Annotated in this window: 17 protein-coding genes; 11 read left to right on the forward strand and 6 right to left on the reverse strand. The window is 48.1% G+C overall.

From position 1 onward, the window contains the following. Positions 1–97 precede the first annotated feature (97 nt). Positions 98–1,276 carry a glycosyltransferase family 4 protein gene (locus H6F91_RS04610; protein WP_190773810.1) on the forward strand — a complete coding sequence of 393 codons (1,179 nt, stop codon included), beginning with the start codon at positions 98–100 and terminating at the stop codon, positions 1,274–1,276. Positions 1,277–1,364: 88 nt separating this feature from the next. Here the strand turns inward: H6F91_RS04610 and H6F91_RS04615 are convergent, their stop codons facing one another. Then, positions 1,365–2,540 carry a glycosyltransferase gene (locus H6F91_RS04615; RefSeq protein ID WP_190773811.1) on the reverse strand — a complete coding sequence of 392 codons (1,176 nt, stop codon included), beginning with the start codon at positions 2,538–2,540 and terminating at the stop codon, positions 1,365–1,367. Positions 2,541–2,890: 350 nt separating this feature from the next. Here H6F91_RS04615 and H6F91_RS04620 point away from each other — a divergent pair, with 350 nt between their 5' ends. The 6 genes from H6F91_RS04620 to H6F91_RS04645 all read left to right on the forward strand — a co-directional run bounded on the left by H6F91_RS04620 (position 2,891) and on the right by H6F91_RS04645 (position 11,221). Continuing rightward, the gene (locus H6F91_RS04620; RefSeq protein WP_190773812.1) at positions 2,891–3,442 is read left to right on the forward strand and encodes a hypothetical protein; all 552 of its coding nucleotides are present in this window, start codon (positions 2,891–2,893) and stop codon (positions 3,440–3,442) included. 276 nt (positions 3,443–3,718) lie between these two features. Then, complete coding sequence (locus H6F91_RS04625) at positions 3,719–4,375, forward strand: hypothetical protein (RefSeq protein WP_190773813.1); 657 nt, start codon at positions 3,719–3,721, stop codon at positions 4,373–4,375. 191 nt (positions 4,376–4,566) lie between these two features. After that, positions 4,567–5,622, forward strand: coding sequence for an HAD-IA family hydrolase (locus H6F91_RS04630; protein WP_190773814.1), 1,056 nt, complete (start codon positions 4,567–4,569; stop codon positions 5,620–5,622). Between the two features lie 1,882 nt (positions 5,623–7,504). Next, the gene (locus H6F91_RS04635) at positions 7,505–8,194 is read left to right on the forward strand and encodes a ParA family protein (protein ID WP_190773815.1); all 690 of its coding nucleotides are present in this window, start codon (positions 7,505–7,507) and stop codon (positions 8,192–8,194) included. Beyond that, complete coding sequence (locus H6F91_RS04640; RefSeq protein ID WP_190773816.1) at positions 8,191–9,174, forward strand: ParB/RepB/Spo0J family partition protein; 984 nt, start codon at positions 8,191–8,193, stop codon at positions 9,172–9,174. The genes H6F91_RS04635 and H6F91_RS04640 overlap by 4 nt, the downstream gene beginning before the upstream one ends. Positions 9,175–10,306: 1,132 nt before the next feature. After that, a complete protein-coding gene (locus H6F91_RS04645; protein ID WP_190773817.1) occupies positions 10,307–11,221 on the forward strand; it encodes an alpha/beta hydrolase in 915 nt (304 codons plus the stop codon). A 58-nt stretch (positions 11,222–11,279) separates the two neighbouring features. Here the strand turns inward: H6F91_RS04645 and H6F91_RS04650 are convergent, their stop codons facing one another. Continuing rightward, positions 11,280–12,356: a succinylglutamate desuccinylase/aspartoacylase family protein gene (locus H6F91_RS04650; RefSeq protein WP_190773818.1), complete on the reverse strand. Its 1,077-nt coding sequence runs from the start codon at positions 12,354–12,356 to the stop codon at positions 11,280–11,282. A gap of 299 nt (positions 12,357–12,655) precedes the next feature. Next, complete coding sequence (locus H6F91_RS04655; RefSeq protein WP_190773819.1) at positions 12,656–13,249, reverse strand: hypothetical protein; 594 nt, start codon at positions 13,247–13,249, stop codon at positions 12,656–12,658. Between the two features lie 305 nt (positions 13,250–13,554). Here H6F91_RS04655 and H6F91_RS04660 point away from each other — a divergent pair, with 305 nt between their 5' ends. After that, entirely contained in the window at positions 13,555–13,710 is a 156-nt protein-coding gene (locus H6F91_RS04660) for a hypothetical protein (protein ID WP_190773820.1), read from the forward strand. A gap of 131 nt (positions 13,711–13,841) precedes the next feature. On the opposite strand, the gene H6F91_RS04665 is transcribed toward H6F91_RS04660, so the two are convergent. Together H6F91_RS04665 and H6F91_RS27510 are read right to left on the reverse strand one after the other, a co-directional pair. Next, positions 13,842–15,209 (reverse strand): CheR family methyltransferase, encoded by a 1,368-nt coding sequence (locus H6F91_RS04665; protein WP_190773821.1) that lies wholly within the window; start codon positions 15,207–15,209, stop codon positions 13,842–13,844. 667 nt (positions 15,210–15,876) lie between these two features. Continuing rightward, positions 15,877–16,200, reverse strand: coding sequence for a hypothetical protein (locus tag H6F91_RS27510; RefSeq protein ID WP_199307637.1), 324 nt, complete (start codon positions 16,198–16,200; stop codon positions 15,877–15,879). A 503-nt stretch (positions 16,201–16,703) separates the two neighbouring features. Here H6F91_RS27510 and H6F91_RS04675 point away from each other — a divergent pair. After that, the gene (locus H6F91_RS04675) at positions 16,704–18,953 is read left to right on the forward strand and encodes an ATP-binding protein (RefSeq protein ID WP_190773822.1); all 2,250 of its coding nucleotides are present in this window, start codon (positions 16,704–16,706) and stop codon (positions 18,951–18,953) included. A gap of 26 nt (positions 18,954–18,979) precedes the next feature. Here the strand turns inward: H6F91_RS04675 and H6F91_RS04680 are convergent, their stop codons facing one another. After that, positions 18,980–20,608 carry a Na/Pi cotransporter family protein gene (locus H6F91_RS04680; protein WP_190773823.1) on the reverse strand — a complete coding sequence of 543 codons (1,629 nt, stop codon included), beginning with the start codon at positions 20,606–20,608 and terminating at the stop codon, positions 18,980–18,982. Between the two features lie 199 nt (positions 20,609–20,807). On the opposite strand from H6F91_RS04680, the gene H6F91_RS04685 reads away from it, so the two are divergent. Together H6F91_RS04685 and H6F91_RS04690 are read left to right on the forward strand one after the other, a co-directional pair. After that, positions 20,808–21,521 (forward strand): sulfite exporter TauE/SafE family protein, encoded by a 714-nt coding sequence (locus tag H6F91_RS04685; protein WP_190773824.1) that lies wholly within the window; start codon positions 20,808–20,810, stop codon positions 21,519–21,521. Between the two features lie 874 nt (positions 21,522–22,395). Beyond that, positions 22,396–23,883 (forward strand): hypothetical protein, encoded by a 1,488-nt coding sequence (locus tag H6F91_RS04690; RefSeq protein WP_190773825.1) that lies wholly within the window; start codon positions 22,396–22,398, stop codon positions 23,881–23,883. Positions 23,884–24,414 lie beyond the last annotated feature (531 nt).

A 24,414-nucleotide genomic window follows, 5' to 3' on the forward strand; every position in this document is an offset into this window, starting at 1 on the left:
CCCTGAAAACGCCACTTCCCTTCCTTCATAACCCACCGGTATTTTCCGGTTATCCAGAGTAATAATTGTTCATATCGGCCATTCAGTGGCAGAGAGTATGGCTCCTCAGATTGCGTACATTTCCTTTGATATAGTTCCGGCACCAAAGGGAGCCGCTATTCATATTCAAGCCCTGGTACAGGCTCTGGCTGCTGCTTTTGGGGAGGTGCAGCTGGTGACCATATCACCGAAAGCAGAGGTCATCACCTATCCAGAACGGTGGCCTGGCGTGCAGCATATTGCCCTCCCGGCCACCGGCCCAACCCTGATTGACCGCGTGATGACCTTCCGTAAGCACCTGCTGGACTGGTGGCAGGGGCAGTTTTTTGATGTAGTGCATTTCCGCTCTATCTATGAGGGGTTTCCGATTGCGGTGCGTAAGGCAAAACTGGCCCAACATCTGGTCTTTGAGGTGAATGGGTTACCCTCCATTGAGCTGAAATATCGGTATCCACGAATTGCGGGCGATCGCGATCTTCAACAGAAATTACGGCAACAGGAAGCCTTTTGCCTGGAAGCGGCAGATCGGGTAATAACCCCCAGTTCCGTCACTCACACGTATCTACAGCGGCGTGGCACCCCTGCTGAAAAAATTCAGGTGATCCCCAATGGTGTAGATTTAGACATTTTTCATTACCAACCGCCCCAATCAACTCCAGAGTTGTCTCCTCTACACTTGCTGTATTTTGGAACAGCCGCTGCCTGGCAGGGGTTGGCGATCGCCCTCCAGGCCCTTAGCTTGTATCGCCGAGATTACCCTGCTGATCTCAATATTCTGGCCTTGATCCGCCCGTGGCAACGGCGAGACTTGCAGCATTTAATCCACAAGCTCGACTTGGAGGATGCCGTCCACTTTCGCGAACCGGTTTCCCAATCGGGCGTTGTAACCTGGATGCACGAATCTGACGTAATTCTGGCTCCTCTGATTCTGAATGACCGCAATCTGGTGCAGGGATGTTGCCCACTCAAGGTACTGGAGGGAATGGCTTCAGGTACTCCCATTATTACCAGTGATTTGCCCGTGATCCGTGATCTGGGTAACCCCGATGAACATTTTCTCGCTGTGCGCCCGGGTTCTCCCAAAGCGATTAAGGATGCTCTTCTCCGTTTGCGGGTGGAACCGGAGTTGCGCCGACGATTGGCGAGCTCAGCCCGTCAACGCATTGAAGCTCACTACACTTGGGCGCAAACAACCCAACCCTTGATTCAGCTTTACCAGGAGTTGCTGGGAACATAAGACCTCTGGCGTGAACTGTTGAAAGGCTTCGCCTTTCAACAGTTCACGCCCTCAAAAACCGGTAGAAAGATAGGATTTATGCCATATATCACAGGAGTGGGGTCAGCAGGTCGTGTAAGTGCGATCGCTCCCGCTCTAAAGTATGACAGCGCAACACGTACTCACGGGCCGATTGCTGTACTTGCTGCTGAATGGCGCGATCCAGCATTAACCACTCCAGCACGGCTTCTCCCAACTGGGGGAGGTGCGATCGGGGCAGCACAAAACCGTTTTTCCCGTGCTTCAGCACATCGGTAATGCCTCCGGCATCGCTGGCAATACAACAACGGCCACAGGCCATCGCCTCTAGCAGCGCATTGGGCATCCCCTCCCACAGAGAAGGTTGTAAGTACACATCACAGAGTTGTAGATGGCGGGCTACCGCTGTCGCATCGGGCAGGTGTCCTGTCACAATCACCCGGTCTGCATTATTGGGTTGATGCATTCGGTAAAGGGATAAATCCGCTTCTTGGGAAGACCGCACATCACCAATTACCAATAGACAAGCGGGGTAATGTTGCCTGACTACCGTCAATGCCTGCAATAGAAATGACTGTCCCTTCTTCTCTCGCAATTCCCCGGCGAAGCCCAGCACTACCTCGTTGGACAAAATGCCCAGTGCAGCTCGTAAGTTAGACAAATCTACCCTTACGGCATCGTTGGGTGGAGCGAATCGCTCGGTGTCAACGGCGTTGGGCAGAACCCTCACATCTTCACGGCGAGTCAGACACTTCACCTTGTGGGCCAGATCTGCACTTACAGCCGTTACATGGTGAGCCCGTTCCAACGTCCACTGCAACCGGGCAAAGTCTCCGGGGGGAAACAAGTCTCGATCCAGGTCATTACCCCGTACACTGACGAAACTCAGGCATTGATGCAATTCGGCAAACCAGGCTGCAACAAATCCTCCAGGAAACAGGTAATGGCCCCAAACCCCATCATAGGAATGCTGTCTATGCAGCCCCTCCAAAAAATTTAAGGTATGGGGAAGGGTGGCATCCCACTGACGATAGCGTCCGATGCGATAAATTTGCGGGCGGTCAGGGCGGCGGGCTAATTCTGGATCGGGGGGCAGCACTTCCCCTGCCGGCAGTTGGCGGCTCCACACCACGACATCCACCGCAAACCCCAAATCGCATAGAGATGCACTGATACGCCCGGCACTGGCAGCCAGGCCACCCATATCGGGAGGATAGCGATCGCACAAAAATAAAAGTCGTGGCACGGTGGTTTTTGCTATGGTTTGTAACCCCTGATAGGATTCCTACTGCTTCTCTTTATACCGAATCTTGCATCAAAGCCTATAGAAGCACGTTTCAAACATGTGGCTGGTTGTTGTGAGAAAGCACCCTCCCTATATTGCTGCGCCAGGTTTGTTTTCGCATAGAAAACCATCGGTTTTTCATTTCAATAGGACTTACGCGAGTCCTCTATCCGTAGTGTATTTGTGTTGTGGATGGGGTGCTTCGCACCCCATCCACAACACAAATGCGTAAGTCCTGTTCAAAACAGACCCGAATGAAAGCTTCAGGCACGAATACAATAGTCTTACGCTAAAAAGTTAGCTCCAAGGCCATGGCTCGTCACGTCAACCAAAAGTGTCAACAGTGTGCTGCCCTCGCCGTTGAGGAGGCGATCGCCCTTCATGGTCCTGAGGGTGACAATTGCTGGAACCCTGAGAACCGTAATGGCTGGGGGTACGATTGTCATCGCCGCCGCTCCCATTATCGCCATCGAGACGATGACAATCGCACTCGCCGCAGGCTGCGCAGAGCCGCCAAGCTCAACCCGGGAGGTGTTGCGATCGCTCCGATAGGTGATCCTGACACTCCTCTAGAATTGCTGCCCCCACCCACGACACATTACGCAGCGGTCCTGGTGCTATACCGCAATCGCAAAGATTCACCTGTGCATGCGATCGCCGCCGAAATTTGGCAAGGAGACACCAAGATACACACCATTAAAGCGGTTCACTGTCTCGGGATGCGGGGCAACGAAGTGGCCGACTACATCGAGCAGTTGTTAACGCAACTCCACGAAAGGTTCAAAGTTTCTCGCTTTGAGTCGGAACCCAAGGAGTTACCTGTGGCAGACTGCCCGCTCACTCCCTGCCCTATGAAGCCCTAGAAACGTGAGGGGCATACATCTTCCCTCCTGACGCCTGGCGCAAGACAGCAATGCTCATTTTGGAATCCAACCCGAAAATAGCCCGCTAAGACGGGCTATTATTCGGGCTTCAAAGCTGATTCGTGCCCGAAGGGCACGAATCAGCTTTGAAGCCCATACTGAGAATTGCTGGGCGCAAGAGGACGATGCGCTTACCCTGGGCGATCGCTATATCATGGTGTAAATGCAAGCTCTTCACATCTAACCCCACGTTGCCGAGGTGATAAAGAAACGGCGATGGTTCAGTTCCCCCGCCTTCAAGCTGCGATCGCCGATCCAGAATCCGCCAATCTGGCCCAGTTGTGGCGCGAGGTGGAGCAGCAATTGGCGGGTTTAGAGCGAGATGAAAAACTCCGGGCTGCGGGGGAGGCGATCGCTCTACTGGCTGAACTACACTTCGCCCGGGCTCAGTGGTTACTCAATAATTGGGAGGAGCGATGGAGCGATCGCCCCGAATTTGATGAGGAACCGCTACTGACAGACGATATGTTAGCTGGCTTCTTGCGGCAAACCATGAGTCTCAACCTGGACGACATCCTGGAAAGCTTCACTCAAACCCGCACTCGTCGCGAACCCGAGGATCCAATTGTCGGTGAAGTTGAAAAGCAGGCTGTACTAAACTGGCTGGAGCAAGAAACCAAGGCGCAACAAGAGAAGGAACAAGCGTTATCAGTTGCCCATGATGAAAACGTAAGCGAATGGATTCAGCTGATCCGCACCTGGCTACAAAAGCATCACACAGGTGCTAATTTCAGCGCATTGGCATGGGATCTACAACAAACGAATCCTCACATGAGCCTGGTTACTGTTTGGCTTGGCTTACTGCTTGGAGGATTTGCTGTTGAGCCCGTCGGCGATGATTTTTACTCTCAAGACTTTTGGATTAATGGTTAATCCTTTTTCATTCATCGGGCGCGTGTGAAACATAGACTGCATCAAAGCTTTCCGTAAAAATTGGCTAATTAAATACTGTCAAACATCCATCCATTGAAAGACCCCTTTAGAGGAAACAACTTTACCTTTTAGCGATTGGATTAGCACACATTCAAACGCACATTAGAGGATAGTGAATAGGAGTCTGAATTATGGCAATTGAAGGGGTCATTTTAGACGTAGACGGCACTCTCGTTGCAAGTAACGACACCCACGCTCAGGCGTGGGTCGCAGCGTTTGCTGCCTTTGGCTACGAAATTCCTTTTGAACAGGTGCGCCCCATGATGGGTATGGGGGGGGATCAAATTATCCCGCGTTTAGTACCCGGTCTGACCAGCAAGGAAGGGGTTGGCCAACAGATTACTCAGCACCGCAGAGAGTTGATCGTAAACGAATATAGCAATGCCCTGGCTCCAACCCAGGGGGCTCGGGATCTGGTTCAAAAGCTGCGGGATAATGGCTTGCACTTGATCATTGCCAGCTCTGCCAGTGATCAGGAAATGGATGTTTTACTTGATGTTGCGCAGGTAAAGGATTTGGTTCCTGAGATTACTAACTCTAGTGATGCGGATGCTACGAAACCTGCTCCGGACATTGTAGAGGCTGCTTTAAACAAGGCTCATCTGCAACCCGATCGCACCGTCATGTTAGGGGATACTCCTTATGACATCGAGGCTGCTAACAAAGCAGGCGTCAGTGTGATTGCTCTGCGCTCTGGTGGCTTTGATGATCAACAGCTTCAGGGGGCGATCGCTATCTATGATGACCCCGCTGACTTACTGCGCCACTACGAAACTTCCCCGCTTTCCAGCACGGCTCCTACTCCCATCACCCCCGCTGCGAAGCCTGGGGTTTCTGATGAACCTTCTTTTGGAGCTCCGAGCAACAGTTGGGGTTCCTTCCAGAACCAGCCTGCTGCCTATTTAGAGAATGCTCTGGAATCCGCCCGTTCTTTCTTCAATAAAAACCAACCCGTTTTGGTTAACTTGGGATGGGTTTTCCTGGCCCTGATTGGCTTACAACTGGTCTTCACGATTCTGGATGTGGTTAACCATCTTCCACTCATTGCGCCTTTCCTTGAGCTTGTTGGGCTGACCTACACAAGCTGGTTTGTCTGGCGTTATTTGCTGAAGGCAAACACCCGTCAGGAGCTTGGTGAGAAGATCCAGCAGACTAAAGCAGAATTGTTGGGCGATCGCAATCAATAAATGACATAGAAAAAGAGCTTCCATTAGGAGGCCCTTTTCTGTTTTCTGCCTTGCCACGCATTGAGCCAGAAGGTTTAATCCTTCATCAGCCACTCCCAAGAAACTCACAGTTTCTCTTGTCTATGAGGTAATGGAGGGTGATCACCCTCCATTACCTCATTTGCTCTTAGGAAACACACGTGTGTCCTTGATATTTCGCTGGGTGGAACCCTCACAGCTCTACCCGGTGAGGAACTCACATCTTGCACTTTTCTAAAACCGAGATGCAGAAGGGTGATTTCTCCGTTGCTGAGAGACGAAGAAATCACCCTTCTGCGTTTTAGCTCAAGATCTGATGTTATCTACAGCCGAATGTATTGGTTTATGGTTTATTGGCCGCTACAGCCCAAGCCTGCTCCAATAGAGTTTATTTAGTGTAATTATAGTGTAAGTACTTTTTGAGTCTAATGAGACTATATCTGATAAGACATACTCTGGGTTAGCTTAAAAATTCTACTGAGAAAATTTGTGCATAATTCACCTGCTATGTGGATGGTTTACCCACATAGCAAGGGTGGCATACATAACAGAGGAATTTTGTTGCTAAAAATCTTCCGAAATTTTGCTCAGTGCTAGAGTTGTAGCTTCTGTGGTTTTCTGTAGCCAGCTTTGTCTGCTACTAGTACGCTGAGGCGGCAATCCATCACCTATGTTTTTGTGTAGGTTGCTTCGCATCCTACACAAAAACATAGGTTGCGAACTTAGGCCACAGCCTACTAAATAACGAAGCAATTAATGAGAAGAATTTTAGCGTTATTTCTTAGAGGTCTAAAAATATTCCTTGATGGTGATGGCTAATAATACTAAACTAGTTTGGCTCCACAACAAATGAGAACGTAAGCCAGTACTCGTAGGAACGGGTTTAGCATCACTTTCCTGACTTCGCAGAAACCTTGGTGGCAAAACTTGTATAGTACGTGCAAAGACCCCTATTTAAACTGCTATGATAGTTCGCTTGATCGAAGAGTTTTGCTCCTCTAGGAATAATAGCGTTTCAACTTAATCTATAAAAATATATCTTTTTCTATTCATTGCTTGGAACCTCTTTATCTCTAGCTCCGCATAAGGAGGTTGCATCTTGTGTTTTGCTAACGAAGTTCAAAGCCTTCCTTAAAAGCTTGATTGGAAGCGTATGAACAGCAACAAAAGAGATTGGAATAGAGCAATGTATTAAAGTCTCAAATATTTCCCAAACAGTGCTTTTAAAGTGTTATTCAAGACGCTTGGTTATCCTATCGCTTCTCAGTATAAAACTGTAACTTACAGCGTTTTGCACTTGAATTAACCATGGTTGTTTTTGTGAGAGCTACGCACTCTGCGTAGCTCTCACAAAAACAACCAGATTTTAAGCGTTTGAAAAGCGCTTTATGTTCCGGTCTTCCAACGCACAACATGAGCTACAACTTGAAATTGAGTTGGCATTAGAGTGCGATCGCCCAATGTACGCCAATCAATTGAGACTGAGTGTGTCGTGAAAACTTTGCTTGAATGAACTTGCTTTCAGAAGCTTTTTTATTGCGCATGCTCAGTATGGATAAAAATAAAATTACTTCTAAAACATGAATTTTTTAACGTGATGCCTTGTACCTCACTAAAAAATCTGCATTTTAGAGCTCTTGCCCTTTTACTGAGCGCATAAATCTATCATTACGTTAAACAGCATCGTTCACGCTTCCAAAGGAGTTCGAGCTTGAGAGTGATGGTTTCTCGTTTTTGTGAACTATTCTACTAAAAAGCTACCCGGTAGCTGGGCACTTTTTAACCAAAACATTTTGGTTAAAAAGATGATTCATTTGATCGGAGGAGTGCTAATATCAAACTAAATCTTTTGGTTATTTAACCTATGCCTCGTCTAAAGACAAAAAAGGCGGTGGCCCTTCCTACGAAACTACCTAAGATTGTTGCTTTCGCAAATCAAAAGGGTGGTGCAGGTAAATCGACGGGAGCCGTACATGCCGCAGATTGGTTTGCTAAACAGGGCTACTCAACAGTTCTTGTAGATGCAGATGGCCAGCAAAGTTCTTCAGAATGGATGAATGAGCTAAAGCTTAACTATGAAGTTATCAGCAATCCAGAAGCATTATTTGACGAACTGCCTAAATTAGCTAAGTCTCATGATGTTGTGATTGTTGATGGACCCGGAAATGCGAGTGAAGTAACGAAAGCTGTTCTAATTCGCTCTGATCTCGTGCTTATTCCGTGCCGGGATTCCATGATAGACCTGGCTAGCACTGGCAAGATTGTACAATTCGTACGGCAGGCCAAGGAAATCCGTGGAGGATTGCCTGTAGCAGCGATTTATTTGAATGCTGTGAAGGACAACACCATTCTACTGCGAGAAGCGAGAGAGGCTCTACAAGATGGTTTGCTGCCTTTACTGAGCACCTCCTTGCCCGATCGCCAGTGCATTAAGGATGCTCCAGGCCAGGCCAGTACGGTTTTTCGGATGAAGGGTGAGTCTCCCAGAATAGTTTCGGATGTTTACTCGCAATTATTGATAGAAGCCTTGAAATTGTTTGAAGCGGAATCATGATGACTCGACGAAAGCTAAAAGATGCGATCGCCAGTAACGAAGAACTAAGCTTCGTCTTTGGTAACACGACTGTTCAAAAAATTACTCAGGCAGTTCAGGATGTAAGCGAGAAGACTATATCTTTGCAAGAGATTCTCTGCTCGTTCACCTTTGTGCCTGATGGAAAGCCTGTTCGTCACTATTACGACCTGGATGAGTTAAATCGTTGGGCTTTGAACGATATTAAGCCAAACGGTATCTGTTCTCCTTTATGGATACGCCCCCATCCCTATCAGAAAAGTAAGTACGAATTAGTCGCCGGATTGCGCCGCTACAAAGCAGCTGAGATTCTTCAGTTAGAGAACGTCCCAGTTAAAATTTTTGATTGGGACGACCGTACTGCATTTCAGGCAGCTATTTCGGAAAACTCGAATCGTCGGGATTTTAGCGCCCTTGAGGAACTCGATAACACTCTACGAATGATCGAAATTCAGTTAGGGTGCGATACTGAAGAAGTGGTAAGTCTACTCTACCGGATGAACAACGCGGCAAAGGGAACCACTAACCAAAACGTTTTGGTTAGTGAAGAAGCTGAGGTGGTCAAACAAATTTTTGATGCATTTGGCCGTATTACCTGGCAATCCTTTGTCTCAACGCGGCTGCCACTGCTTAAGAAGCCCCCTGAAGTTCTCGACGCTATTCGTCACGGCAAAATCCATTATACAAAAGGCATCTTACTGGCCAGCATTAAAGATAACGAAGCTCGCCAAGTCCTATTAGAAGAGGCTGCACAACGTTCCCTCAGCCTTTCTGAGATCAAGCAACGCATTAAAGATACCCAGAGCGAAACTCGGCCACCTGTTGCTTCTATGGATCTTAAGCAAAGGCTTGCACTTACAGTAAAACAGGCCAGAGGTAACAAAAAACTGTGGAGAGACCCGAACAAAACTCGGCAAATAGAACAGTTATTGGAGCAACTCGAGGCAATTATTGTGCAATGATTTAGGCCTGGAAAATTGTTTAGAACAGGCGTGATTAGGAATGGTGTACTTCTTTTACAGCCCAGTCATGTCTGTTCTAATGGTGATAAATAAGACAATATAGCAATATGCAAGTACGCTAAATCTAAAAGGGATGGGATATGAGGTGTGAAACACTCAATATCCTATCCCTTTTTTGCTGAACCAGTTTGCATGGCACGGTTGTCTTTAGGGAAGTAATTGTTTGGCAAAGTGCTTACTTCATGCAACCGTAGCAGCCTCTAATTGTGTAGATAGGCAAGAATCATTTGGCCCAGAACGGTAAAAGAACCTTATACCACTTTAAACAGAGGTTCTTTTACCTACCTGTAGGGACAGGTTACCCTTCAATCTACCTGCGAAGCTAAGAGGTCACGGCTAAATCCGTTTATACTCGCTTGCTAACGTTTCCATTTTTTGAAACTGGCTTAGTTTGTCAGTAGTTTAACTCGCTGTCTAAAACATAATACATGCCTTGCTAGAATTGGCAGATATTTTAGAAACTAATTTAAAGCAAAAATCATATAAAACTTTGAGGCTCAAATGACAATAACCCTTTGTAAGATTGGGTTATTTGTTGTCTCAACTTTACGCCTTAAGGTATCGTCTAAGTTTGCCCTTGCCTGAAGTCAGGACGAGCGACAATGATAGTTTTTTTAGACAATGAACGTTACAGGCAAAAGGAGTCAGTTAAATCTTAGTCAGCCCATTCTCTGTCAATAGAATTAGAAGATAAAAAATATTTCTTGTTTGGAATATTTTGACCATAGCTTATGCAACCCTTTTATAGATGGTCTATTGATATCAGGCGTAGTGGCAAGTTGTAAACCCTGCTGATTCTCATATATTTCTTCAAGAAAGCAAATTTATTGGGAGAATATTTGCTTCTTGAATATATTCTTACACTAAACTTACACCATTTTATGAAGTGCTGATTTGTATGTTCATTCTTCATCAATTGGGTCGTTATTGAGCGGGCGATCACCCAACTTCTAAGTACACATATAAGCGTTTAGGATGAGTGGAGTAGATTAGGTTATAAGGCTGTCGTATGTCTGGGAGGTGCCTTGGTCTGCTGTCAATCACCTCCACTCTGTAGAGTTCTGGATAAATCATGTTGTTGACAAGTCCTACACAAAATACTCAAGACCCCCTAATTGGGGGGACGCCGCAGATTTATGAGTGGGTGTGGAAAGAACAGCCCTATCGTATTTCCTATGAAGTTCGTGGCGAAGGGCTACCCGTTCTCCTTCTACCGGCCTTTAGTACGGTTTCCAGCCGCTCTGAGATGCAGGGGTTAGCTACGCGACTGTCCTTAGATTTTCAGGTGGTTGCTCTGGATTGGTTGGGGTTCGGGCAATCTGCTCGGCCAGCACTGGATTATCGCCCTGATCTCTATCATCAGCTGCTTCACGATTTTCTTCGTGTTCATTTCAGCCAACCCATTAGCGTTGTAGCCGCTGGGCATGCTGCTGGGTATGCCATGCACATAGCTCAGCAGCAGCCGAATTCCTGGTCAAAAATGGTACTTGTGGCTCCGACCTGGAAGGGGCCATTATGTGCCATGGGTGCCCCATCTCCCCTGCGGGATGGCGTGCGGGAGTTAGTGCGATCGCCTGGCCTGGGCCAGTTACTCTACGGCTTAAATACGACTCCTGGTTTCCTCAAGTTCATGTACCGTCGCCATGTATTTGTGAACGAGGCCAAACTAACGCCCGAATTTATCCAGCAGAAATACCAGAGTACTCAGCAGCCTGGCGGACGGTTTGCCCCTGCCGCTTTTGTCACCGGAACCCTCGATCCGATGGCTCATCGGGAAGAGTTTCTGGCAGCGGGGCGATCGCTGACGATTCCAACCCTGGTGGTCATTGGTGAGCAATCTCCTCCCCAATCGAGAGCAGAAATGGAGGCCCTCGCAGCACTACCCAATATTCAAACGGTCAGGTTACCCGGAACTTTGGGAATGCACGAAGAAGAGGCCGTCTCCCTATCAGAGGTGCTCAGTTCCTTCTTGACTGAGGATGCCTGAGTAGCATGGAAGGGCGTTATCAAATGTTTTGAGCGCCAAGCGCTCGAAACATTTGATATTAACAGTACTTCTCAAGCCGGGGACTGCCCCATTGGTTTTCCATACTGTTATATAGAATCTGCATGATACGTGCACCGGGCTCGCTAATGGCATCTCGGGCAATGGTCGCTACTTGGCCAGTCACGCTTGTTTGATATTCGGCAACGATGTCGCCAAAGGCATTGCGCTGTACAGCGACTTTCTGCCCTGGGGCAACCCGTTCCCCTACGTCCACTAGCATTTCCAGGAAGCCTCCATGGCCGGAGCGGATGGTTTCAAAAGAATCCCCAACGAAGGTTCCAACGTCCTGGGACGTGCGGCCAATCGGCCCATCAACAATCCCGTGATGTTTCAGGACGTTTAGGGTTCCTTCGACTGTCAGCGCAATTTTGTGAGTATCAAAATAGCGTGGGCCACCAATTTCGACTGTCATCGCTGGGATCCCCGCATTGATAAAGGCGAGTTCCAGTGTGCCGCCTTCACCGGGGTCATCTTTAATTTGCTCTACTGGAAACAGTTCTGCCATTTGTCGAATTTCGGGTTGTTGCAAATTGGCATAGATGAATAGAGAAAACTCGCTGCCCGTAGATACGGTGTGATAATCGATCGCGATATCTACATTGTTGGTGAAGAGCCGATTCCATAGCAGCCCGGCATGGCGGGTCGGAGCATCAATACCCAATTCATCCCCCGGCCATACACGATTAAAATCGACGAGTAACCCTCCACATTGAGCGATCGCCCATTGGCTACGGGTGTACTCAATAGCCGCACGGGAAACACCGTAGAGAGCGATCGCTGTGCCAGACATCTCCAAGGGGTCAATCTGTTCCATCACGCGCTGTACAGCGTCGATGGAGCTGAGTTCATCACCGTGCACGCCGGTGACCATAGCAACGCGCTTGCCGCTATGTATGCCTTTGGCGACAACAATGGGCACATACCAGTGCTGGCCGGTTCCCATTTGTACGCCCTGGAAATAGAAGCGATGCTTCTTTCCCGGTTCCAGTTCACTTACATCTAACTGGCTGATGACAGGTATACCCTGGATTGTATCGCCCGTGTAGATGGTCGTACTGAAAGTAAGAACGTTCACGGGTTGGCTCCTTCTGACATGATGCGGCTACCCAAAGAGAATTAAAGTGGAAGAGAAAATGCTCTCAAAGCTTCTATAGAAAGAGACTGGAAAGCACTTTAAACCTACATATTACTCATAATTCTGAACCAAAACCTACTCCTCTTTTTACTATCGTGTTGCAAGAAAAAAGCCTACCGCGGAAGGTGGCAGGCTTTTTTCGAGATGCTATGAAGGATGGCGATGTCAATAATTTCAGGAGATCGGATCACGAACGGCGATCGTCCGACATCGCCCTTTCACTTTAACCGTATGGGTAATCAAGAAGCGGCCGTTGAGGCCTTCCTGCGCCCTGGGCGAGAGGTCTTAGCTTCGGTCGTGGTTTTTTTCGCTTTTGTCGATGTCGTGGTTTTTGCTTTTGCAGAATCTGCAGTTTTGGATTTAGCAGGCGTTGCAGTTTTCGCTTTCGGGGATGTTGTGGTTTTCGCCTTTGCGGGGGCCTTACTGGCAGTCCGTGGGCTGCGCGTCTTTTTGGGAGCGGGAGCTTCCTCGGGGGTGCTTTCGGGAACGGGAATGGTGGCGGTTGTTACGGCCTCGGTTTTGGCTGTTTTGGCGGCTACCCGTTGCCGTCTGGGTGCTATCCCTGCCTCACGGCTGCTGGCTGCCAGATAGGACTTGAGAGATGCTGGGCTAATACGAATGCCTTGCTCACCCAGCATTGCCGCAACTTCTTGGTGCGAATAGCCGCGGGACAGCGCGCTACTGATTGTTCCCTGCAATTGCTTAATAGCTTCTCGCAAAGACCAGTGAGTTTTGGGCTTTTCGGGTAACTGGCTCAATGCGGTCGACGCTTGCTCAAGGGACTGTTGAGTGATACTTGCGGCGACAGGTGCACGTCCTTTTCTGGCTGCCATAGATTTGTTCTCGCGGGTCCAATAGGTGGATAGTTGACTCCTTACGTCTGCTTGATCTTGCAATTGATGTAATGAGTACTTTCTTACTTGTAGCGTAAATTCTAAAATAATTAACAATTTTTTTGTCAGTAAGCGATCAATTTTCTGTTCCTATGGTTATGGCGATCACCATTCTCATAGCCTACCCCTAATCAATCCCAATCTGGAATGCAGGTTCTAATGCTATGACACGGCATTGAAACCTGCATTCCGGTACAAACCATACTCTTTGTCATTGCTGTTAGAAGCAAGAAGAGAGGCAGGAGGTGGCACGACTCTTCTCCTTGCACTCTACCCAAAACAACTACAGCTATATGGGCATTCCTGTTGTGAATTTCCACCTACTTCCCATCACCAACATGCAAAAGACTGTGGATGCTATATCAACGCTGGTTGATCAGCCCTATCGCTACAGCCATTGAAGAATCGGTGGGTGTGCAGTACCGATCTTCTTATCTTATTAGCCTCCCTGGGGCATCTCACGTTCCGATTCAACAGACCCCCTGCGTCAATCGTTGCACCGCTTCGCTGCACAATGATTGATGCAGGAGTTCTAATAGGTTGGGTCTTGATCCAGAAGATGCATTTCTTGATGTGCGGCTTCCAGTTCCATCTGGGTGGTGTGCATTGCTTCACGGAGCTTGTCCAGCTCGGCCTCGGTGCTGCTCAGTTTCTCCGTCAGTTGTTGGTAATCGCTTCTATCCGCAAAGGTTATAGCAACACCCAGAAATTGTCTTTGGGCGTTGAAAACGGGGGCTATTGTAATATCAAAATATTTGATTCCTTTCGCGGTGACTCCCTCAACGTGTTTCAGTGAGACGGTAGATCGAGCGCGGTAGAAGGCCTGAATTGAAATATGGGAGCGGAGTATTTTCCCGGGAACGAGTTCTTGAAATGGTCGGTTCCAATCTTCCGGGGTTAAGTCAAACAGGTGGCTCGCTTGCTCGTTAGCTCCGATTAACCATCCATTGAGATCGATCGCAAGCTGGGCAGCAGGATTGGTTTCGAAGAGAGTACGCCAGAAGTCATGCTCTTGAGTAGGTGGCGTGAGCGCCTTCTGTGGGGAAGATTTTTGAGCAATTGATAGATAATCAGAAATTTCTAGCTTTGATGCCTTGGTATAAATGCGATGTTGATGGTGAAATGAGGTAAAAATTGGCCTGCGGTGTACTAGAGTCTCGGTTTTACCCAGAAACAAGAAGCCTGTATGTTTCAGGCCAAAATGAAAGCGCACTAGCACCCTAGCTTGAATTTCTGGTTTGAAATAGATCAGTACATTGCGACACATTAATAAGTCAAGCTTGGAGATAGGCGCATCTTGAGTCAAGTCATGGTAAGCAAAAATGACTGTGTGCTGTAAAGCTGGATGAAAGGTATAACCCTGGGGCGTGGGATGGAAGTATTTTTGGAGCCACTCTGGTGGAATACTGGCCAGTTCTAGTTCCTTGTAGGTAGCCCGCCGTGCTTGTTGAATGGCTTCTTCATCGGCATCTGTGGCATAACATTGGACACGCTTCAGGCAATTCTCAATCCCCAGGGCTTCTGCCAGCAGGATCAGGAGGCTATAAATTTCATGTCCTGCGGCACAGCCTGCGCTCCAGATACGAATAGGTTCATCCGGTTCTTTGCTACCAATAATTTTTGGGATAACTTCGTCAGCTAAATATGTCCAAGCATCGTGATCGCGAAAAAAGCCGGTGACGTTGATGAGAACGTCGTTGAGAAGATCCCGGTATTCTTCTGGATGGCGTTGCAAATACTGTAAGTAATTGTTATAGCTCTCAATCTTGAGGCTCTGCATCCGATGCTGAAATCGCCGCATCAGAGTCGAGTGTTTATAGCCCGTCAAGTCACATCCCCGGTTGTGCTTGAGGTAGTCTAATAAGGCTTCAAATTCAGAATTGGTTTCCGGGGGAGCCATGGAAGGTCGTGAGGTAATGAATGGGCTGATGTCCTGATACGGGTGTTTGAGTTGCCAAAATAGTGCCGAACCGGGCAGTTATTGCTGATGAGCGAATCGGATGTGTGGACGATACGTTTGATGGGTGTCAGTCAAAGGAAAATGTAACGTAAACTCCTTAATGGGCGAGCGCTTCCTCCTACGTCTTTGTCCACTTCTTCTTTTCTTCTTACTGTATCACTCCCCTTTCTTTCCTCCTGCTGGGTGCATCCCAGTTTTGTTAATGTGGCGGGCTTCGCCCGCCACATTAACAAAACCGAGTTTTCAATCTGCAAAAGTGGGATGTACCCCTCCTGTTCCTCCGGATCGAGCCGCCAGATCAGGAATAGATTTTCTGCATCAGTCGTTCTTCTGAGGACATGGATCGCTGCGCCGCGAACCCGTGCAGCGACGTATACAGAAAGCCCGATGTCGCCCCCTTGGCCTTCTTCCGCACGTTCAAGCTAAATTGTTTCGTTGTGAAGTTATACTAAGCGCGATCGCCTATCCCCACTCGCTTCTCTGTATGTAGAAGTTATTTTTCCCGTGTGAACGTATAAAAAATAACTGCTAAAACAGCCCTTTATGAGAGGGAAATGTCCAATCATTATTTGACCAGTGGCGAGGGCCCGATAGAGGTTCCCTTTTCTTAGTCTTCAGCCTTATCCCTACCACTACGTCTATAGCAACGTGCGAGTGCGTTAAGTACAGCAACGGTGGTGTGGGGCACGAAGTGCCCCACACCACCGTACTTAATCAACCCGCACATTGCTGTAGCTAATTGCGCCACTATCTCAACCCACTCATCGGGTTGAGCCAGCTTGTGTAGATGAGCTTCGAATCCAGCAGCCAAAGCCTTTTCCCGATCCTCTCCCAAATATGCTGTAATCGCGGCAGCAGGAATAGGTCTGCCTTGTTTCAACTCCATGGCTCGCACCTGGCGAATCAGCGTGTAGCCATCTCCTCCAGGCATATAGTTTCATGTCCTACGCGGGGAAAATCAAACCATATTTGAAGGTGGAGAGTGCCCAGTAACCCACTTTCGAACCAATCTAAAGTGTTCATTGTAGTGTCCGTAGAGCTAGCTTCCTTCGCTAGCTCCACGGGCACTACTTCACCAAGAAAAGCACCTGTTGAATGAGCAACGAAATTCAACAGGTGTTCTGTACGGTTCTGTTCGTATCACTAAAAATGTTGGCAGATTATATTTTTCGCATGAAGCATACTGAGAAAATGCGTTTCTCCATCACGAACTGGGCATCCTGTAAGACGATCATGTTTGTCCCTGAGCAGGTTGGATACAAGCCATCGTCGGTATTGTGAGGAAACATGTTCAGGCTGCATGTGCTGCTTTGGTACGAAAACGGGAGGTGTGAAATCATCCATGCTGTCGGTTTTGTCCCTAATGGTGATGCATGCCGCTATATCATGCATAACAGCGCGTAAGGGTGTCGTGATATGAGGGAGGGGAGCGGCATGGCTGGACAAAGCCAAGTTCTAGAGATGATCGCCCAGGGGGCGATTCTGCCCGCAGTCCTTGCATCGATTGCTCAGCTTGTTGAATCCCAGGGGCAGGATTTGTATTGTTCCTTTGCGTTGGTCGATGAAGATGGCCAGCGATTACACCTGGGCGCGGCCCCCAGTTTTCCAGAACGTTACTGGGAGGAAATTGGTAGTATATCGGTTGCTCCAGCGACGGGGCCATGCGGTGCTGCTGTCTACTGGAAAGCTTCCATCATCGCAGACGATATTCGTACCGACTTTCGCTGGCCTCACCTGCGTGAGGTTGCCTTGAACTATGGGTTACGAGCCTGCTGGTCTACCCCCATCCTGAGTATGGAAGGGCAGCCTTTGGCAACCTTTGCGATTTACCACCCCTACCCCCGTCGACCAACTCAACATCATGGATACCTCATTTCTCAGGCTACCCATTTGGCCCGTGTTGCCATTGAAAAGCATCGAGCTGAGGTAAAGGCTCAGAGAGCTGCCCAAGCCCTGGAAGACGCAAACAATGTGCTGGAACTGCGGGTGGCTGAGCGTACCCGAGAGTTGTCTGCTCTAGTGGGGCGCTTGCATCAGGAGATTAACGAGCGCAAACAAGCTGAAGCGGCCCTCCGTCAGAGCGAAGCTACAAATCGTGCGTTAATTGCGGCAATTCCCGATATGCTGATTCGTACTCGCAATGATGGGACGTATCTCAATATTCTGGGGCGCGATCGCTTCACCGTTCATAATAATGAACAGTTTTTAGAAAATACGAATGTCTATGATTCTTTGCCTCCCCAGCTAGCCCAGGCCCGGATGCAGCACATTCACAATGCGCTAGAAACGGGTGAAGTTCAACGCTATGAACAACGATTTAACACGAATGGCCAGGTGCAGGACGAAGAAGTGCGGGTGGTCGTAAGTGGTGAAGATGAGGTACTCATTATTGTTCGGGATATTACTAACCTGAAACAAGTGGAGAATGCCTTATACCAGAGTGAAGTACGAAATCGAGCTTTAATCAACGCACTTCCCGATCTGATGATTCGGATGAGCCGAGATGGGGTGTATTTAGATTTTATTCCGGCTAAAAGTTTCAGACACATTCTCGGTGGCTTGGATGTGATCGGCAAAAAAGTCTTTGATGTGCTGCCTCCTGCACTGGCGCAGCAGCGGATGGAATATGTTGAAAAAGCGCTTCAGACGGGAGAAACTCAGGTTTACGAACATCAGTTTTTAGTCGCCGGAGAACTGCAAGCAGAAGAAACGCGGATTGCCGTGTGCGGGGAGGATGAGGTTCTGGTGATTGTGCGAGACATTAGCGATCGCAAACGCGTAGAAGAGAAAGAACGCCAGAAGGCCTTAGCTCTAGAACAAGCCCTGCGAGAGCTTCAGCTGACCCAAACCCAGCTCATCCAAACTGAGAAGATGTCGAGCTTAGGGCAATTGGTGGCAGGGGTTGCCCATGAAATTAATAATCCGGTTAATTTCATCTACGGCAACATCGTTTACATGAATGACTATGTCGACAATTTATTAAAGTTAGTCAGTTATTATCAGCAATCCTACCCTCAGCCTGCGCCTCTCGTGGCGAATTATCTAAAGGATATTGATTTTGGGTTTCTTCAGGAAGACTTACCCAAAACCCTGACATCCATGAAAGTAGGAGCCGATCGCATTCGTCAGATTGTGCTGTCATTGCGTAACTTCTCCCGCCTGGAAGAATCTGCAATGAAGCCTGTCGATATCCATGAAGGGTTGGATAGCACATTGCTGATTTTGCAACATCGATTCCGTCCTCAATTTACCCTTACGGGTATTCAGCTCGTAAAAGAGTATGCTGAGCTACCCAAAGTAGAATGCCTGGCGGGGCAGATCAATCAGGTGTTTATGAATATTTTGGTGAATGCTTTGGATGCTCTGGATGAAGCCTACGAGCGATCGGTTGATCAGCCTGCCATCCACCCCGGTGAAGTGCGCATTCGCACAGAAGTCAGCCGAGATGGATGGGTTGCCATTCGCATTGCCGATAATGGACCGGGGATGAGTGAGGAAATACGATCGCACATCTTCGATCCCTTCTACACCACTAAACCCGTAGGTAAGGGTACTGGGTTAGGCCTCTCCATCAGCTACCAGATTATCGTTGAAAAACATAAGGGAACCCTTCACTGTGTTTCTATTCCTGAGCAGGGCACAGAATTTATCATTGAAATTCCAATCTGTGCGACAGCCTCTTGATCGAAGATGGGAACGGCTATTGAATATTAAAGGTTGCCCTGTACAGCACGAGCAATACTGCACGTATGAGAAAGAATCCGCCCTATTGCATTCACCGTTTCTAAATGAATGGCGCTGGCATCGAGGCTGATAGGAGTGCCAGAAGTCAGATTTTGTAGATGGCGTAGATGAATATCCCGTTTAATTTCGTTGAGGTGCTGTCGATGGGAAAGAACTTCATTGGCGATCGCTACATCCTGGGTAGCCAGCCCGGCTAAGACCTGTTGCAGTAACCCTACCACCTCACGATGGTAAGCCACTACATCGCTCCATTCGGGTTGAGCAAAGGCAATTTGCTTTCGTCGTTTGCGTCGAGCAAGCCGCATAAGTTGGCGATCGATAATATCGCCAATGGCTTCGAGTTCTGTACTGATATGCAGCAGGGATAATTCCCGTTGTGCTTGCTCATCGGTCAACGTCTCATCATTTAATTGAATGAGATAGTTTTTGATTGCAGTTTCTAAGTCGTCGAGTTGATCATCCAGTTTGCCAATGCGTTTGGGTAAATTCTCTGTGCTCTCATCAAAGGCCTGAATGCTGAGTTGCAACATTTCCGTCGCGAGGTCCGCCATCCGTAAGACTTCTCGCATCGCCTGTCCCAAGGCAACTGCAGGCAAGGTTAAGGCATTGGGGTCTAAGTAACGAGGCCCATGCTTTTTGCTTCCTCCGAGTTCTGGTAGTAGTTGAATTGACCAATCGGCCAACTTGTTGGCCAATGGAGCAAAGACAATCGCCAGGATAAGGTTAAAACCCAGATGGGCCAGGGATAGTTGAGCGGCTGGCTGTGGAATGAAATGGGTGAGCAGCGTAGCAATTGGGTGCAGAAGAGGGAGGGCGATCGCCACTCCTATCAATCGAGTTCCGGTATAAATGATCCCCAGTCGTCGTCCTGCAACGTTGCTTTGACTGAGCGCACTCAGTAATGGTGTAAGAGTCGTTCCGATGTTAGCTCCCAGGATAACCGCCAGCGCACCTGTCAGGGGCAGTGCACCTCCTGCCGTTAATACGATGACGATACTAATGGCTGCAATACTCGAAACAAATACCGCTGCCAGCAATATCCCCAGTAATAAGAGCACGATCGGCGATTGCGCCAGGGATTGCATGATGGCATTAGTGATGGCATTATCGGCGATCGGCGTACTGCTTTCGCCAATCATGGCTAGACCGACCAGCACCAGCCCAAAGCTAAACACCCCCCGCCCGACATCTTGCAATTTAGTGCGCCGAGACAATAGGGCCAGGGCAGCCGCCAATCCTAAAAACTCAAGGGCATAGTCTGTAATGTGAAAGGCCAGCAGTTGTACAACAAGCGTTGAACCAACCGCGGCTCCTAACAACATCACGACAGCCGCCGATAACGGAACCAGTTGGGCACTGACCAGCCCAATCATCACGGATGCGGTTGCCGTAGAACTTTGGGTGAGTAGGGTAGCGACAATACCCGATCCAAACGCCGCCAAGGGACGTCTTGCTAAGGCCATCATAGTCAACTGCAACCGTGCACCCAATGCCCGTTCCATGGCATCCGTCACAAGCTTTACTCCATAGAGGAGCAGCATGGACCCACCCACCAATAAAACCAGTAAATGGGTCGGATCGTGCGTTTTGAGCATTGGCATCCCTCCCGTTGCCAGACATCACAATTCCAGCAATTTCATAAAACTACCGCTTATTAAGGATAGGTTAAAAACAGGTTAAGTCAATATTATTGCTCGTTCAGCGACTGGTTTTGTCATCGCTGTTCCATGGCACAATCAGGAGTCTAAAGTTGTAGCGGGATCACTATGATTCATGATTTACCTGGGAGCCATCATGCCTGATGGTGTTCTGGTGGTTGGTATTATTTTCCTGGCGGCGATCGCCCAAAGTATTACCGGTTTTGGTTTTGCATTAATAGCAGTATCACTACTCACGACTGTACTGGGTTTGCAGACCACGGTTCCTCTGGTGTCAGTGATGTCGCTCTTCAGCAATGGGATTCTGTGGTACTTTTACCGCCATGAGTTTGATCGCCCGATGGTTTTGCGGCTTTCTCTGGCAGGTATGGTTGCTATGCCATTAGGGGTTTTGGCTCTCCGCCATGTTCCACAACATCTGGCGATTCAGGTGCTTGGAGTCGTCATTGTTGCCTATGTTCTGTACGACTTCTGCAATCTGGCACTGCCGCCACTGAAAGCGCAGGCGTGGGTTTATGGCATTGGCTTTTTAGCTGGCCTCTTGACAGGGGCCTACAATGTTGGTGGGCCACCTGTAGTGCTTTATGGGAATTGTCAGAAATGGACGCCTCAGATGTTTCGCAGCAACCTGCCTGCTTTCTTTCTGATTAATTCAGCGATGGCGATCGTGGTGCACCTGTTGCAGGGAAACTACACGGCTGAAGTCTGGCGCTATGCGCTCTATTCCACACCGCTTTTTATCTTGGGGCTGGGTATGGGAGCAGCGATCGCTCGCCAGCTAAACCCTGCTCTTTTCCGCAAGGTTGTGCTGGTGCTCCTCTTCTTGACTGGCTTAAATCTTCTTCGGTAATTTTGGTTACTTTAACGTAACGATCAAAATGTGTTCACGTCTTTTACCAAAACCCAGATGTTGTTTTTTGCTGTGAAGCAACGAAAAAACAACAATTCTGGGTTTTGGTTTTAGATAACCTGAGTTTGAGTTAAGGGCATTTTCGAATGCCACGCAGCGCACGCCAAAACGAGTACTTTAGCTTATCCGAAACTGAGTTTAGGTAACCTCAGTTCGGGTTAAGGGTTTTTTCGAGTGCCGCGCGAAGCGCGGCACTCGAAAAAACCCATTATTGCGTGCGCGCCGCGCACGCAATAATGGGCGGTTCGGCTTATCCCGAACTGACGTTAGGTAAGGCACAGAATGTAAACATGAGCTGGAATTAGAAAATCAAGGAATTCAGCTATCTAGCCTTTCTTCCGTAAGTCTTTATGAATAGGAAAAAATTTATACGTCAATACTTAGATAAAGTGCGGCAGATACGGATTTTATAAGTATAAAGTTTTGGTGAAGTCAGTACTATCTCGGGATACTTGGTGAATACTATTTGTTACGAATCAGGATTTATACCTAACTTTTCTTGATTTCGTTTTTTCCTGGTTAGAGAGTGCATCGCCTTCGTTTCCTTCTAAGACGACAGAACGATGAGTTGGAATCCATATAAATGGAAATCCTCTAGGAATTACCCATCTCTTCTCGCTATTGAGCTGTAAGTAGCAAAGCTACTAAGGTTTTGTTGAATTGCAGATCGCCTAACTTGTCCACGCTTGTCCAACGCATTTACTGCACCAAGTTTTCATATCTTCTGACTCCCTGACCCCCGAAAGATCGTCTCTACCGTCGCTTGGTAATAGCCCCCCTAAGAGCTAGAGCTGCATCTAACCAAGGTACTGATATGAATTTGACATTTCTTAAGCTCACCAACTTATCCCTACCCGAAGCGTCTACCCCTCGACGAGTAGATATTGCTGTTGGAGTTCTCATGGCGATCGCCCTAGGTGTTTTGGTCTACCAGGGTGCTAACCTGATCGATCCATATTTTTATGAGAAACGGGTCGATGCCTGGTTTCAAGGAGATTTGCCCTATCGGTTTGAGATGATCACCGATTACACAGGCCATTATGCCCACGACAAAAGCCACCCTGCCTTCTCGCCCCTAGGCTTTGTTCCAACAACACTGCTGCGTCTGCTAGGCCTGGATGCAATTCATGCTGCCAGAACCGTTATGTCGTCCCTCGCTGGGTTATGGGTCGTGACCATGTTCCTGGTACTCCGGGGGCTTGGAGCTCGATTATTGGATGCTGTCCTATTTACTTTGCTGGGCGCTAGCAGTGCATCCTTTATCTTCTGGTATACCGTTCCAGAAACGTATCCCTTTGGTTCCTTAGCTTACTTATTGACCCTGGGGTTGGTATTGCAATCAGAGCAGCACGTTCGTTCCTGGGTTTGGTTTGCTCTGAGTGGAGCTTTCAATGTCGGGATCACATTAACAAACTTTATGGTTGCTATCTTTGCAACCCTGGCTAATTTTTCCTGGCAGAGAGCCATCTTTATTTTAGGTGCTGGCCTGGTGCTGGCAGCTACGGTGGCGGTTATGGTAATTCTCCAACTGCATCCTTTCACTTATATTGGATTTGCGATCGCCCTTTACATTGCGTTTCGTCTCTGCCTACCCAGGATTGAACGGATTGCAGGCCAGTTAGAAGGATCTGCAACCTTTCAAAAATTATTCCGTTTGGCACTAGCCCTGGCCGCTATTCTAGGCATTGCAGCCATCACCGTTATCATGGTAATTCCTTCGATTCGGGGCTATTTAGTCGAAGAACTGGGCCAGGAGCTGCAATACATTTTTCCTGTGTTTGCGGGAGGGCCGTTTATTATTCTCCGGTCTATCTTTGCCCACACGATTGTGATGCCTGCTCCTCAACTCTTGATTAATTCCTGGCATCCAGAAACCGGGCTACTGCTGTTGCTGACGCAGATGTCTGCAGCGGGTTCAGGGAGTAGTTGGGGGGCGATCGCCGTAGGCCTGTGGATGGCATTGCTGGGTTTGGGATTTTGGGGGTTCTTTAGGAGCCGAGAGCATACCAAGTTTCGTCTTGTTCTGGGTTTATCTTTAGCGGGCCAGGTATTGTTGCATCTTATCTATGGAGAGGAAACATTTCTCTATTCCCTCCACTTTTTGCCGTTATTGATCTTGGTAGCGGCATGGAGTGTATTTACCCGGGCTCGTGTTGTAGCGCTTGTGCTCGCTGGTTTGTTGGTTGCCACACTCGCAGCGAATAACATTCAGCAATTCGAATCAGCTGCTGCAACACTCAATTCACTTCCTCAAATCAATCCGTACGTTTCTCCATCCCAGAATCCTCCTCAGGGAAGTTGAGAATAGCTTTCCTTGAATGAACGGTTTCTGAATATCCTAAAACTTGCAGGATAGCGTGCATGTCAAAACCAAACTCACCCTATTTCTGGATGCGTTCACTCAATTTCTGTGTCGTAGTCATTATCAATCTCTATCCGAGGGTTGATTAAAAACTACGTCTATTTGAGTAGAAATACGGTTGATGCAGTGCAAAAATTTAAAGCTCCAGTAAAGCTGATCCTATTCCAATAGCTGTCTGAATTCTCTTGTGCAACAATCCTCGCAGATTAAAGTTTCTCTGATCCTGGTGAGTTTCCGTTTTTGTAATGTACGTGCTGCATACACCTTTAGGAAATCATGGAGACATGGTATTTCGATGAATAACCTGCACTCATCCCCTTTCACCCTTATATGGTGAGTCTCCTAACCCGGAGGGATTCAGGCTTTTGATAACTTTTGCCTTCGAAATCTTTCCCATTGGCTATTCATACAGCTTTTCAGAAAGTAGCTGGAATCTCTGAAAGACTTGTGCCAGTCAATCCATACTTCTCC

Origin of the sequence: Leptolyngbya sp. FACHB-8, from assembly GCF_014695575.1 — a bacterium.
Classification (GTDB): domain Bacteria; phylum Cyanobacteriota; class Cyanobacteriia; order Elainellales; family Elainellaceae; genus Vacuolonema.

What these genes read in the sequence shown, in the direction of transcription:
- H6F91_RS04610 (WP_190773810.1), top strand. Translation starts at nt 98, where the DNA reads ATGGCTCCTCAGATTGCGTACATTTCCTTTGATATAGTTCCGGCACCA.
- H6F91_RS04620 (WP_190773812.1), top strand. Translation starts at nt 2,891, where the DNA reads ATGGCTCGTCACGTCAACCAAAAGTGTCAACAGTGTGCTGCCCTCGCC.
- H6F91_RS04625 (WP_190773813.1), top strand. Translation starts at nt 3,719, where the DNA reads ATGGTTCAGTTCCCCCGCCTTCAAGCTGCGATCGCCGATCCAGAATCC.
- H6F91_RS04630 (WP_190773814.1), top strand. Translation starts at nt 4,567, where the DNA reads ATGGCAATTGAAGGGGTCATTTTAGACGTAGACGGCACTCTCGTTGCA.
- H6F91_RS04635 (WP_190773815.1), top strand. Translation starts at nt 7,505, where the DNA reads ATGCCTCGTCTAAAGACAAAAAAGGCGGTGGCCCTTCCTACGAAACTA.
- H6F91_RS04640 (WP_190773816.1), top strand. Translation starts at nt 8,191, where the DNA reads ATGATGACTCGACGAAAGCTAAAAGATGCGATCGCCAGTAACGAAGAA.
- H6F91_RS04645 (WP_190773817.1), top strand. Translation starts at nt 10,307, where the DNA reads ATGTTGTTGACAAGTCCTACACAAAATACTCAAGACCCCCTAATTGGG.
- H6F91_RS04655 (WP_190773819.1), bottom strand. Translation starts at nt 13,249, where the DNA reads ATGGCAGCCAGAAAAGGACGTGCACCTGTCGCCGCAAGTATCACTCAA.
- H6F91_RS04665 (WP_190773821.1), bottom strand. Translation starts at nt 15,209, where the DNA reads ATGGCTCCCCCGGAAACCAATTCTGAATTTGAAGCCTTATTAGACTAC.
- H6F91_RS27510 (WP_199307637.1), bottom strand. Translation starts at nt 16,200, where the DNA reads ATGCCTGGAGGAGATGGCTACACGCTGATTCGCCAGGTGCGAGCCATG.
- H6F91_RS04675 (WP_190773822.1), top strand. Translation starts at nt 16,704, where the DNA reads ATGGCTGGACAAAGCCAAGTTCTAGAGATGATCGCCCAGGGGGCGATT.
- H6F91_RS04680 (WP_190773823.1), bottom strand. Translation starts at nt 20,608, where the DNA reads ATGCTCAAAACGCACGATCCGACCCATTTACTGGTTTTATTGGTGGGT.
- H6F91_RS04685 (WP_190773824.1), top strand. Translation starts at nt 20,808, where the DNA reads ATGCCTGATGGTGTTCTGGTGGTTGGTATTATTTTCCTGGCGGCGATC.
- H6F91_RS04690 (WP_190773825.1), top strand. Translation starts at nt 22,396, where the DNA reads ATGAATTTGACATTTCTTAAGCTCACCAACTTATCCCTACCCGAAGCG.